Annotated in this window: 10 protein-coding genes; 4 read left to right on the top strand and 6 right to left on the bottom strand. The window is 46.6% G+C overall.

All coding sequences use genetic code 11. From position 1 onward, the window contains the following. Positions 1-118 precede the first annotated feature (118 nt). Entirely contained in the window at positions 119-1168 is a 1050-nt protein-coding gene (locus ACOJS8_RS12565) for a quinone-dependent dihydroorotate dehydrogenase (RefSeq protein WP_420148887.1), read from the bottom strand. A gap of 86 nt (positions 1169-1254) precedes the next feature. Beyond that, positions 1255-2127, bottom strand: coding sequence for a cysteine synthase CysM (gene cysM / locus ACOJS8_RS12560; protein WP_420148886.1), 873 nt, complete (start codon positions 2125-2127; stop codon positions 1255-1257). Positions 2128-2403: 276 nt separating this feature from the next. Here cysM and ACOJS8_RS12555 point away from each other — a divergent pair, with 276 nt between their 5' ends. Then, positions 2404-2859: a LytR/AlgR family response regulator transcription factor gene (locus tag ACOJS8_RS12555; RefSeq protein WP_420148885.1), complete on the top strand. Its 456-nt coding sequence runs from the start codon at positions 2404-2406 to the stop codon at positions 2857-2859. 76 nt (positions 2860-2935) lie between these two features. Here the strand turns inward: ACOJS8_RS12555 and ACOJS8_RS12550 are convergent, their stop codons facing one another. The 3 genes from ACOJS8_RS12550 to ACOJS8_RS12540 form a co-directional block, all read right to left on the bottom strand. Further along, entirely contained in the window at positions 2936-4636 is a 1701-nt protein-coding gene (locus ACOJS8_RS12550; RefSeq protein ID WP_420148884.1) for an AMP-binding protein, read from the bottom strand. A gap of 692 nt (positions 4637-5328) precedes the next feature. Continuing rightward, entirely contained in the window at positions 5329-5856 is a 528-nt protein-coding gene (locus ACOJS8_RS12545) for a hypothetical protein (RefSeq protein ID WP_420148883.1), read from the bottom strand. Positions 5857-5879: 23 nt separating this feature from the next. Beyond that, positions 5880-6410: a DUF4442 domain-containing protein gene (locus ACOJS8_RS12540; protein ID WP_420148882.1), complete on the bottom strand. Its 531-nt coding sequence runs from the start codon at positions 6408-6410 to the stop codon at positions 5880-5882. Between the two features lie 153 nt (positions 6411-6563). Between ACOJS8_RS12540 and ACOJS8_RS12535 the strand changes: the two genes are divergently transcribed. Then, a complete protein-coding gene (locus ACOJS8_RS12535) occupies positions 6564-9686 on the top strand; it encodes a SusC/RagA family TonB-linked outer membrane protein (protein ID WP_420148881.1) in 3123 nt (1040 codons plus the stop codon). Between the two features lie 21 nt (positions 9687-9707). Then, positions 9708-11132: a SusD/RagB family nutrient-binding outer membrane lipoprotein gene (locus ACOJS8_RS12530; RefSeq protein ID WP_420148880.1), complete on the top strand. Its 1425-nt coding sequence runs from the start codon at positions 9708-9710 to the stop codon at positions 11130-11132. Positions 11133-11221: 89 nt separating this feature from the next. On the opposite strand, the gene ACOJS8_RS12525 is transcribed toward ACOJS8_RS12530, so the two are convergent. Next, positions 11222-12148, bottom strand: coding sequence for a phosphatase (locus tag ACOJS8_RS12525; protein WP_420148879.1), 927 nt, complete (start codon positions 12146-12148; stop codon positions 11222-11224). A gap of 55 nt (positions 12149-12203) precedes the next feature. Here ACOJS8_RS12525 and rpsU point away from each other — a divergent pair, with 55 nt between their 5' ends. Next, positions 12204-12401: a 30S ribosomal protein S21 gene (gene rpsU / locus ACOJS8_RS12520; protein ID WP_018622005.1), complete on the top strand. Its 198-nt coding sequence runs from the start codon at positions 12204-12206 to the stop codon at positions 12399-12401. Positions 12402-12732: the final 331 nt, after the last annotated feature.

Below are 12732 nucleotides of genomic sequence, written 5' to 3'. Positions count from 1 at the left end.
GGGGTGGGGCTAAGCGGCAGGTTTATTTCTTTTCTAACGAAAAACCACGAAAAATTGATTTTGCATTTTACAAATGTAAATTAAAGTTATCGAATCTTAAACTACCCCTTTCCTGACTTTATATGCTTTTCAGCAACCCTTGATTAATTTTTTTTACTAATCCAGGCCCTTCATAAATAAAACTGGTATATACCTGTACTAAACTGGCTCCAGCGTTAAGTTTTTCTTGAGCGTCTTGCGCCGAAAAAATGCCACCAACTCCAATAATTGGAAAAGCTCCGGCTGATTGTTGGTGTAGATACCGAATAACTTCCGTAGCCCGCGTACGTAATGGCTGTCCGCTTACTCCACCTGCTCCAATCTGATTGATAATGGCCGGATCGGTTGTTAGATTACCGCGGTTGATTGTCGTATTCGTTGCGATTACGCCCGCAATACCCGTTTCAGTAACAATAGCAATAATGTCATCCAGCTGACCATTCGTCAGGTCGGGGGCAATTTTGAGCAAAATTGGTTTGGCTTTGGGTCGTTGGCGATTTTCCTGCTCCAAAGCGGTGAGCAACTTTGTCAGAGGCTCCCGTTCCTGTAGATCACGAAGCCCCGGCGTGTTAGGAGAGCTGACATTGACGACAAAGTAATCAACGGTGTCGAAAAGCTCCCGAAAACTAATCAGATAATCGTTTAGGGCATTTTCGTTAGGAGTATCTTTATTTTTACCAATATTTCCTCCAACAATTACTCGTCGATTTCCCCGATTTCGATTAAAGTGACGAAGCCGCTCAGCAGCCGGGCTTACCCCTTTATTGTTGAAACCCATCCGATTAATTAACCCTAGATCGATTTTTAGGCGAAACAGGCGAGGACGGGGATTGCCGGGTTGTGGGCGGGGAGTTACGGTTCCAATTTCAACGAACCCGAAACCTAAATCGCTTAGTTCACTCACCAGTTCGCCGTTCTTATCGAAGCCAGCCGCCATCCCCACCGGATTAGGAAAAGACAGGCCGAATACCGTGCGATTTAATCGCTCGTCTTCCAGTACGAAAAGTCTTCGGCAGATTGCCGAAACCCCCGGAATGGACAGCGCTATTTTAAGAAAGGTTGATACGGTGTGGTGAATCGTCTCGGCGTCGAAACGGAAGAGAATGGGTAAGATAATGCGCTTGTACATAAGCGCAAAGATAACGTAGCGTCCTTCGTCTCAGTCAACCTATATAATCTTTCTTCAAGTGCTGCCTGAGACGAAGGGCGCTACGTTTAGCCAAATAAGTCGGACGATAGATAGCGATCTCCTCGATCGCAGATAATGCAGACGATTACTCCTGAATCCAGTTCCTGAGCGAGTTTGATGGCAGCATGAACTGCTCCGCCACTACTCATGCCGGCAAACACACCCTCTACATTTGCTAATTTACGCGTCATGATTGTTGCGTCGTCAGCCGAAACTTCAATAACACGATCAACACGCTTTGGATCAAAAATTTTAGGCAGGTACTCAATGGGCCATTTTCTAATCCCTGGAATTGACGAACCGTCTGTTGGTTGGCAACCCACAATTTGTATAGCCGGGTTCTGTTCTTTCAAATAGCGCGAGGTGCCCATTATAGTACCTGTTGTACCCATTGAAGAAACAAAATGAGTAATCTCTCCGGATGTATCCCGCCAAATTTCGGGGCCTGTTGTCCGATAATGAGCCAGGTAATTATCCGGATTTGCGAACTGATTGAGCATCAGATAACCACCTTTTCGCACCTGTTCATCAGCATAATCGCGTGCACTTTCTATAGTTTCTGTCAGAATCACTTTAGCGCCAAAAGCTTCCATCGTCAGAACACGCTCGTGGGTAGAGTTTTCTGGCATGACCAGTTCAATAGGAATGTCATATAAGCGAGCAATCATGGCCAGGGCAATACCTGTATTTCCACTGGTTGCTTCAATAAGCGTCGTTCCTGGCTTCAGTTCTCCCCGGCTTAGAGCGCCCTGAATCATACTTATGGCGGCTCGATCTTTTACGCTACCCCCTGGATTATTACCTTCAAGTTTACCGTATACACGTACGTTAGGATTAGGATTTAGGCGGTTCAATTCAACTAAGGGTGTGTTGCCGACTAAATCAAGCAAGGTTGCCATGCTGATTTTATAAAACTTGTGATGTTCAATAATCAAGGATAAAGCTTGCCAATAAGTTCGTCCGCTCTATAATTGACTAAAGTTTATTAGTTTTTACCAAAGGGATAATTGTATTATTCTTATTGTATATATTGACACTATTTCTAGGGTAAAATTTTAATTAAGCTAATTGCTTGATAATGAAATTTGTGTAAACTTGCTGTTGTAGAAACTTAAAACTAAATATTTATATCCTTTAAGTTCTATATATTCACACCTTTTAATATATTGATACATATGAAAGCAATTTTATTTGCTAAACCGCTTACTTCGGTTAACCTGGAACAGATCGCCGATCAGTTTGATATGTCCGATTTAACTCTTCCATTTTGGGGGAGCCGCAAAAAAATGCCGATGCATCGCATTGTGCGTTTAGAAGGGGAGGGCAACTATACAGTTTTTCACTTCGTGGATGGCAGCCAACTAATGGTGTCTTTGACACTAAAAAAGATGGAAAGCCGACTATCTCCGAAAGTATTTGTGCGCCCGCACAAGAAAAATATTATCAATCTTCTGTACCTGGAGAGCGTTAATCCGGACCGTCAGCAAATGAGTGTAAGTCTTGTCAATGGGGACCGGATTGAAGTTTCGCGCAGGAAAGCGAGCCGGTTTATAAAGCAAGTGAAAGGATTCCAGCAGGAACTCATGGTTCTTGACGCGAAACCAACTGCTCCTGTTGTGGTGGTAGCCTGAACGATAGGCGTTCAGTGATTCCAGCTTCAGGTCTACGCGAAACGTACTGCCTGAAACTGAAATCATTGAATCCGATTTATTTCGTCAATTTGGCCAGCTCTTCGTCGCGTAGCGGGCGACGCAAAATTTTACCAACGTTGGATTTTGGTAACTCATCGCGAAATTCAATAACGCGTGGCACTTTGTAAGGGGTAAGATTTTCACGGCAGAAGGCTTTAACCGTTTCTGCTGTGAGCTCGGGGTCTTTTTTTACCACAAAAATCTTCACAACTTCAGTCGACTTTTCATCAGGAATACCAATACAGGCTACTTCTGCCACACCTGGACATTGAGCAACTACATCCTCTATTTCATTAGGATATACATTAAAGCCAGACACTAGAATCATGTCTTTTTTTCGATCAACGATCTTGAAGAAGCCATCTTCATTCATTACCCCCACGTCGCCAGTTTTGAACCAATCGCCCAGCATGGCCTTGGCCGTTTCGTCGGGACGATTGTAATAGCCTTTGAACACCTGAGGCCCCCGCGCTGCAATCTCACCAGGTTCGCCAATGGGTGCGTCGCTACCATCATCACGAATAATTTTCATCTCAGTGCTTGGCCACGGAATACCGATCGTTCCCACCCGTACCGAACCATCCACAGGATTTGAACTAAGCACCGGCGATGTTTCAGTTAAGCCGTAGCCTTCGCAGGGCGTATTACCCGTTAACTTAGTCCAGCGTTCGGCTACGGATGTTTGCAGGGCCATGCCGCCCGCTGAAGTGACTTTCAGATCGCTAAAATCGACTTCTGTAATCCGTGGGTGATTGAGTAAGCCGTTGTACAACGTATTGACGCCAGTAAAACCAGTAATTTTATACTTCTTCAGGTCATCAATAAAGGCATTCATATCCCTCGGGTTGGTAATGAGCAGATTCATGAAACCACTTTTGAGCCCAGCAAGAGCGTTGGTCGTTAGCGCATAAACGTGATAAAGTGGTAACGCTGCTACAAAAACTCCTTCTCCTTCAGGAAGGTGGAGAGGTTTTAGCCATTGGTGCTGACATTCTACATTAGAAATTATGTTTCGATGCGTTAACATAGCCCCTTTTGAGACACCGGTTGTACCACCTGTGTACTGAATAAAGGCCAGATCTGTATCTTTTATGGCTACCGGCCGAAAGGGTTGCGTACGTCCTCGGCTTAAGGCATCGTTAAACGCAATTGCGTCGGGCAGACTATACGGGGGAACTAGTTTTTTGACGTACTTAACTACAGCGTTAACGATTTGCTTTTTGGGAAAGCCCAGCAAATCACCCAATTGTGTAATAATGACATGCTGGATATCGGTTCGGCCAATAATTTTTTCCAAATGACTGGCAAAATTGGACAGAATGACAATCGCCTTCGCACCCGAGTCTTTGAACTGGTGCTGCATTTCGCGGGGGGTATACAATGGATTTGTATTAACAACGGTTAACCCTGCCCGTAATGCCCCAAACATGGCCACCGGATATTGCAGTGTATTGGGCATTTGAATAGCCAGTCGGTCACCTTTCTGCAGCTTTAAGCCGTTTTGTAGAAACGACGCAAACTGCTCTGACAACGTGTCCAACTCCCCATAAGTCAGTTGCTTTCCCATGCAGGCATAGGCAGGACGATCCTTGAAACGTCGACAGCCCTCTTCCAGCAAAGCTGCCAGCGAAGGGTAGGCATCCGGATTTATTTCTTCCGGGACTTCTTTCGGGTAAAAACGTCGCCAAGGATACGTTATAGCTGATTGCGTCTTCATATTGAGATTTTAGGTTTGGGCAAACAGAAGCTACTACACTGATTCTAACAGTCGGCTAACAAAAACCAGGTAATCGAAAGTTAAGCGTTAATCCTATCCATAATTGACTGCTTCAATACGCCTACAGTGGAATCATTGATGTGTACAACAAAATTACGGCAATTGTTCTATTTTATTGTAATGGACAAATCAGGCTAATGTTTTGTATGCAACAACGCCGGAACAAATAGATCCGGCGTTGTTGCATTAACCGTTTGCTTACTTATTTGACCGTTCATCAAAACGACGGGATAAGAATGCAACTCTGAATCAAATAAAGGCGTCCTTGGGAAGGCGCCTAAACAGCGTTTAAGTTAAGAAAGAATGCAAAAACACCGGTCCGGTAATGAGGCCGGTGTTTTTAGTTAATACGTGCAATATACATTTTTTATAACGTAAGGGTTTGGGTAGTCAAAAAACATTGAATCAGACAGATTCTACGTTTTCACCCATTCTGGAATCACCAACGTAACATCTTTCTTTGAAACAGCCATTCAGCGTAAATGCGAAGAATATTTACGAGAGCAGTATGAGATTATCTCTGGTCATAAGCGTTTTGAACCAAGGGAAATGCCATGTCAGACGATGGCATGACGTTCTAACGAATAATTGAAAGGCAAAGATTGTATAATTGACAATCAGGATTGGGGTAGCTAATGAACTGTGGAGTACCACCTTGGTGGAAAGACAAAACAATCGGCGCCTTCGAGGTACTCTATTACACATTGCATCCCACGCTCTTTATCTCGGTAACATCCGAAAAGTCCATAATCTCGTTGATAGGCCTTTTCAACTTCCTCCCAAGCGCGATTATTTCGGCTATTAGGGCCAACTACGTAGCACCTGTAAATTAGCCATTTACTCTTTTCTGCTTTTCCGTTTCGCATCTGCGGAATCCATTTGCCATTCAGCTCGACAAGCTGATTTTGTATCTTTTCAAAATAGCCTGCAGGAGCATTGCCGGTTATCGCCAACGTATCCAGAAAACCAGTTTCGGTTAGTTTAAACTTCACCGTTATGACTATTGCACTATCGCGCGGCTGTCTGAATCCCGCGTACAAACCAACACCAGGCGTATGACGCGACCGCAGCGTTGGCGGTATTACAGAATCAGAACTAATCCACCCACCAAGCGTAATTAATGCGAGTAATACGGCGAGATTACTGGTCAGTTTGTTCATATTATACTATCCATCTAATTACGTCACCGTTGAAACCGCGACCGCTGTCTGTCGGTCTTTCGGGCTTCGTAGTGCTGTTTGTCGGCAACGTAGCAAAGTCGTTCAATTTCGGCATATACAATTCCCTCTTTGTCAATCCATTGAACGGTAAACGTACGTTCTGTCTGTCCATTCGTCGCTACGTCCTGACGGATCGTTTCGAGTTGCTCGTCCGTAAGTTCGAAGCGGGCGTAGAGCGTTTGCCGACCCGGTTTGCGACAGCGAATACTGGCCGATTTATCCCAGACAACGTAGCGGTTTCCCAGAACCTTCAGCAGCATCACCATATAGAACGGATCGGTGGCCGAGAACATGCTTCCACCAAAAATGGTACCCACGTAGTTGTACGTCCAGATGCTACGTCGGAGCCGGACGTGTACTTCACGCCAGTCGCCCGACCAGAACAGAATATGGCCACCTGTTCCGAAAAACATCGGGTACCAGTTCAGAAGGGTTCGGAATCGCCAGGATTGAAACGATTCTTTCCGTTGAGTTTCTAAAAAATTAGGTTTCATTATTTTCTCAGAATCCGTTTATGGCTAAGCAAGTTAGAGCAGATTGATCATCTGGCGAATATACTTTGGCTACTCACTAGTCTTGCAAAACTTTATGTAAAGGCTAACTTTGCCGGCAGTCCTTTAACGTTTTCTTAATCTACATACTCAAACATGAACAAACTATTACGAATCTGGATCGTTCTGGCTTTTCTTTTCTGCTCATCGCTTGCAAGGGCGCAGCAGATTGATCTTAACGGAACCGTTTCGTCGGAGGAGGGGCCCCTGCCTGGCGTAAACGTATCAATCAAAGGCACCACAACCGGCACACAAACCAACGAAAACGGCCGCTACTCGCTTCGGGTGAATACCGGTAATTCAGTGCTGGTATTCAGTTACATTGGCTACGAAAGCCAAGAGGTTACAGTTGGCAACCGCACCCGTATTGACGTAACGCTACGTTCCGATAACAAAACCCTGAACGAAGTGGTAGTTACGGCGCTGGGCATCAGTCGCGAAAAGAAAGCGTTGGGTTATGCTGCTCAGAGCGTTAACTCAGAACAGATTGTGCAGAACCGTCAGCCAAACCTTGTCAATGCGTTGCAGGGAAAAGTGGCGGGTGTAACCATTTCCAGCACGGGCGGTGCGCCGGGGCAGGGCGCCCGCATCCTGATTCGGGGAATTAACTCACTCGACGTAAGCCGCGACAATCAGCCGCTGTTTGTAGTCGATGGGGTATTGTTCGACAACAGTACATCAACAGGAACGACCAACTCTGGTGCTGAACTCCGGGGAATGTCGAACCGGGCTGCTGATATCAACCCAGACGACGTAGAGACGATTAATATTCTGAAAGGTGGAGCCGCTACGGCATTGTATGGACTGCGGGGCGCCAATGGCGTAGTCGTTATCACAACCAAATCAGGAAAAGCGGGTGCGTTTCGGGCCAATTACAGCGGCACGTATGGTTTCGAGAATGTAAACAAACTGCCTGAAGTGCAGGATAAATACACCATCGGCTACTCGGGCGTGTATAATCCGCAGGACTTTTTCCCATCGTGGGGACCCACCGTCGAGGAAGCCCGCAAAATTGACCCAACCCATCCTGAAAAATTGTACAACATTTATAAGGATGCGTATTACACCGGTAAGCAATTCCAGAACAACCTGTCATTTACAGGAGGGACGGATAAGATTAATTTCCTGTCGTCAATCGGGCATCTGAGGCAGGAGGGGGTAATTCCGTTTACGGATTTCAATAAATTGTCTGTTCGGCTGAACACTAACGTAAAGTTTAGTGACAAGTTTACCACCGGTGCCAATCTGAATTTTATTAATTCGGGCGGAGATCGGTACAATGCCGACCGGTACAACGAAAGCCTGAGCTACTGGTCGCCCCGATACGATGTGCGTGATTACCTTAATGCCGACGGGAGTTATAAAACTTACGGCAATGGTAACCCGATTTATGGCGCCATGACTAACAAACTTCGCGACAATGTAAATCGTCTGGTTGGCGGCCTGAACTTCAATTACACGCCGTTCTCTTGGTTATCGCTGAACTACCGAGCGGGTCTGGATACGTATTCCGACGACCGCAGACGCTGGGCACCAGGCCCGGCCGGAACCGCCGGAGAACGTGTTTACGAAGACAACGCACTAGGTTTTGTTTACCAGTACAACACGAATTTCCGGGCTATTACGTCTACGTTTACGGCCAGCGCAAACCATAAATTTGGTGAGAACTTCAATACGACGCTACGTATCGGCCATGATCTGTATGATCGGCGAATTCGAGGATTTGGTGCCGAAGGAACCGAGTTGAGCGTGTATAATTACTTTGACTTACGGAATGCTAAAACCGTTGTGCCAACCCAAAGTGGAGAAGATTACCGACTGATGGGAATTTTTGGTGAGTTAACAGTGGATTATAAGGACTTCCTGTTCCTGACCCTGACCGGACGTAACGACGTAACGTCGTCATTACAGGCGCCCAATAATTCGTTTTTCTACCCATCGGCCAGTTTGAGCTATTTGTTCTCGCGGCAGATGCAATTACCCCAGTTTATTAGCCTGGGTAAGCTTCGGGCGTCGTACGCGCAGATTGGTAAAGATGCAGCGCCGTATTCAACCATTACGGGCTATTCGCCGTATACGCAGTTGCCGTCAGGCACAACCGGCTTTACGCGGGGTGCGCTGCTGGGCGATCCTAACCTTCGTCCTGAGTTTACCGATACCTTCGAAGCAGGTCTGGAAATGAGCTTCCTCAACAACCGATTTGGACTGGATTTTACATATTATAACTCGCTTAGCAAAGACCAGATTATTCGGGTTGACGTAACGTCGACAACGGGTTATGTGAATGCAGCTATTAACTCAGGTTCGATGCGCAACCGGGGTGTTGAACTGGTTCTGCGCGCTACACCTGTGCGTACGGGTAAGTTCAACTGGGATGTAAATCTGAACTTCTCGGCCAACCGTAACAAAATCCTGAGCATTCGCGAAGGACTGACCGAAATCAACTATGCCTCGCAGTTTGGCTATTCAAGTTCGACCGTAACAATGCGTCTGGTACCGGGTTACGCCTACGGAAATCTGTACGGCCGATCGTATCAGCGATATTATCCGAATGCGGCCGAAGCCAACGCATCGCCTGAACTCGACCGGAGCCGCCCGATTGTGATTGGTGCCAACGGCTTCCCGGTGATCAACACGGCTCAGAAAATTCTGGGCAATTCGCAGCCGAAGTGGATCGGTGGACTGAACAATACGCTGACTTACGGTAATTTCACGTTGACGGCTCTGGTCGATGCGCGCGTTGGGCAGGATCGATACAATCAGATGAGTAACTTCTTCTCGGCATTCGGTATAGCGAAATACACCGAAGATCGAAACACTACCAAAGTATTTGAAGGCGTACTGGCTGATGGAACCCCAAACACCAAAGCTGTATGGCTGGGGCAGGGTAAAGGACCCGATGGCGTCGATTATACCAACGGATTCTACCGGAACGTTCACCGGGGCGTATCGGAAAACTTTATCGAAGATGCTTCTTGGGTGCGGCTCCGTTCGGTTGGTTTGTCGTATGGCTTACCTACTACGTTGTTTAACAAATCGTCGTTTGTGAAAAACGCACGCGTGAGCATTACAGGCAACAATCTGGCACTGTGGACGAAATACACGGGTTATGACCCTGAAACCAGCTCGACCAATAGCGGCAGTAACGTCGATGGGTTTACCGGGTTTACATACCCAGCTGTACGGAGCTTCCTGTTTTCGCTCAATGTTGGTTTCTAACGATCTTTTCTTTTATAAATCATGAAATTCAATCGTCATTATATACGTCCTGTTCTTACCCTGCTGGTTGTTACGTTGCTGAGCAGTTGTAAAGATTATTTCGAACTAAAAGAAAACCCGAACCTGATTTCGAACCCGCCACTGGCTTCGTTCCTGTCGACCACGACACAGAAAACAGCCTTGAGTTCACAGCGGTTTGGAAACACTACGTCTTATTTCGTGCAGTATCTGGCCAATCCGGGCGCTGGCGGCTCAACCGATACGTATCAGATTACGGATTATACATCCACCTGGGATTATGCCTATTTCACCATGGCCGACCTGTACGACATGAAGAAAAGGGCGCAGGAGCAGGGTGCTTCAGAATATGTAGGTGTGGCCAATGTGATGCTATCGTACCAGCTGAACCTGATTGCTGACATGTTTGGCGATGCACCTTTTTCAGATGCGTTTACGGGCACTACGTTAATTCCGAAATACGATACGGGCGAAACCTTGTACACAACGGCTTTGACGCTGCTTAACGAAGGGATAACGGAGCTGGCCAAAACCGACTCGAAAGTCAAACTGGCAGCTGCTAACGATCTGATTCATAAGGGTAGTACGGCGGCCTGGACCAAAACGGCTTATGCGATGAAAGCCCGCATGCTGAATAAACTATCTAAAAAGAGTACGTATAAACCGGCCGATGTGCTGGATGCGGTTTCCAAATCGTACACAGCCAATACGGATGATGCACAGATGGCGTCGTTCCTGCTACGTAATCCCTGGGCTACCGTAGCACGTAACAATGCCGCGCTTGTGCTCGATGGCTGGCTGTCCAATCAACTGGTCAATCAGTTGAACGGCACTACCTATGGCATTATTGACCCGCGCGTTGAGAAGATTACAGATAAAACCGTGAACGGTACGTATGTCGGTACGCGTAACGGGCAGGGCAACGTTGGTGGCAATAACACTGTGAAAGATGAAGTCTACATATCACTCAACTCACCCTGGACGGGGGATGCGTCGCCGTTGTTTATTGTTACATACGCCGAAATGAAATTTGTGGAAGCCGAAGCTGCTTTCCGCGCTGGCGACAAAGCGAAAGCATATGCGGCTTATCTGGCGGGTATTCGGGCCAATATGGATAAATTCGGCGTAGCGGCTGCTGCTCGTGATACGTATATCAATGATAAGTCAGTTAGCGTGGGTGCGGATAATTTAACACTCGATCTGATTTTCAAGGAAAAATACGTAGCAACGTACCTGAATCCGGAAGCCTGGAACGATGCGCGTCGGTACGATTACAAATACAAAGGCTTTACGTTACCGCTCAACGCTGCGCTCGGTACTGCGTTTATCCGGCGGGCGGCTTATCCGAACGGCGAGACCACGAAAAACGGTAATAACGTACCAGCCGACGTAGCATTATCAACTCCGCTTTGGTGGGATAAACCGTAGATTAGATAGTTCCTAAAACCCCTAAATCCCCTGAAGGGAACTTTGCCGATGAGTACGCAAAGCTCCCCTCAGGGGATTTAGGGGTTTCTCTATTTATCCATCGACGCTAAAACGCCTTCTTTCAGTGAATACGTCGACGTGCGAATCTGTTTGATTCCATACGTTTTCAGTACGTAGTCGATCAGGCAAACCGCTACTACGATCATATCGACACGCAATTCAATCATGCCCGGAATTTCCATCCGTTCGGCATGATTTTTCGTAATCAGCAATTCGTAAGCGCGGTAAAATTCGGCAATGGGTAGCGTAAATGTTGCTTGTGCCGGGTCGGGCCACTGGCCTTGTTCATGCATAAACCACATATCGACCAACGTATCGAACGAGCCCGACGAGCCAACCAACGTAGCGGGTTGGTATTGGTGAATGGCGTTGGCCAGGGGTAACAGTTGTTCCTGAAAATAGTCGTGTAAACGACGAATACTGCCAGAGCTTATGGGATCTGTGGTCATGAATCGTTCGCGAAGTCGTTGCCCGCCAATCTCAAAACTCTGTTTCCAGAAAATCCGCGACTGATTGCCCAGAATAAACTCTACGCTACCTCCGCCAATGTCAACGATTAACGCTGTTTCTTCATCCAGCGCACCAGCCGTCCGAATGCCGTGATAAATGTATTCAGCTTCCTGATCGCCCGAAATAACCTGAACGGTAATACCCGTCGACGCCCGAACGCGGTCGATAAATTCCTGCTGATTGCGTGCTACGCGAATGGCGCTGGTACCGATAGCTACCACCTGATCGGGCGCTACGTCAAATTGATCCAGTACCTGCCGGAAGTAGGTTAGTACGTTCAGAGCACGACCAATGCCCTCTTCCGTAATAATGCCCTGATTGATGCCTGCCTGACCGATTTTGGCCGGACGACTTTCGCGGAACAGTGTTTGGTAGGTATCCGCCTTTTTCTCAGCGATAAACAGGTGAAATGTATTGGTACCTAAATCAATAATAGCTTGCTTCATAGCCGCAAAACTATTACCTTTGCCGTCCGGTTTTAGCTAAAATAAAATTTTTAACATGTTAATCATTAACGTAAAAGACAACGAATCGATCGATAAGGCACTGAAGCGCTTCAAGAAGAAATTCGAGAAGACGGGTGTTTTGCGTCAGTTGCGTTCGCGGACGGCTTTCCAGAAACCGTCGGTAAAGCGTCGCACTGAGGTTATCAAGGCTGCCTACAAAGAAAGAATGTACGGCAACCACACTGAGCAATAGGAGCCAGTGTAGGGCACATATTGGTCTTAAGTTGTTGAATGCGCAGTCAACGATTTACGAAACAAAGCCAATAACAGGAGCAGCAGACAGGGGTGTTTGCTGCTTTTTTGTTTATCTATCGACGCCGGAACCGCACAGTCGGCCTTACGGTGTTAGTACAAGATTTGAAAGATTTTCAGAATTTAGTCGTCAGAAAGCAGATATTGTCAATCCCTATATTTTGAATCTGTTTAAACTTTTCTTATTTGCTAAAAGTAGAGTCGTGTTTTTTTATTAAGAACGGAGGGAGGTATATCAAGTTCGTAGTTTTTTTAGTTTTTGTTTAATCAGA

Source organism: Spirosoma sp., from assembly GCF_048594605.1.
Taxonomy (GTDB): domain Bacteria; phylum Bacteroidota; class Bacteroidia; order Cytophagales; family Spirosomataceae; genus Spirosoma.
This window is presented reverse-complemented; position numbering and strand designations above follow the sequence as displayed.

What these genes read in the sequence shown, in the direction of transcription:
- ACOJS8_RS12565 (WP_420148887.1), bottom strand. Translation starts at nt 1,168, where the DNA reads ATGTACAAGCGCATTATCTTACCCATTCTCTTCCGTTTCGACGCCGAG.
- cysM (WP_420148886.1), bottom strand. Translation starts at nt 2,127, where the DNA reads ATGGCAACCTTGCTTGATTTAGTCGGCAACACACCCTTAGTTGAATTG.
- ACOJS8_RS12555 (WP_420148885.1), top strand. Translation starts at nt 2,404, where the DNA reads ATGAAAGCAATTTTATTTGCTAAACCGCTTACTTCGGTTAACCTGGAA.
- ACOJS8_RS12550 (WP_420148884.1), bottom strand. Translation starts at nt 4,636, where the DNA reads ATGAAGACGCAATCAGCTATAACGTATCCTTGGCGACGTTTTTACCCG.
- ACOJS8_RS12545 (WP_420148883.1), bottom strand. Translation starts at nt 5,856, where the DNA reads ATGAACAAACTGACCAGTAATCTCGCCGTATTACTCGCATTAATTACG.
- ACOJS8_RS12540 (WP_420148882.1), bottom strand. Translation starts at nt 6,410, where the DNA reads ATGAAACCTAATTTTTTAGAAACTCAACGGAAAGAATCGTTTCAATCC.
- ACOJS8_RS12535 (WP_420148881.1), top strand. Translation starts at nt 6,564, where the DNA reads ATGAACAAACTATTACGAATCTGGATCGTTCTGGCTTTTCTTTTCTGC.
- ACOJS8_RS12530 (WP_420148880.1), top strand. Translation starts at nt 9,708, where the DNA reads ATGAAATTCAATCGTCATTATATACGTCCTGTTCTTACCCTGCTGGTT.
- ACOJS8_RS12525 (WP_420148879.1), bottom strand. Translation starts at nt 12,148, where the DNA reads ATGAAGCAAGCTATTATTGATTTAGGTACCAATACATTTCACCTGTTT.
- rpsU (WP_018622005.1), top strand. Translation starts at nt 12,204, where the DNA reads ATGTTAATCATTAACGTAAAAGACAACGAATCGATCGATAAGGCACTG.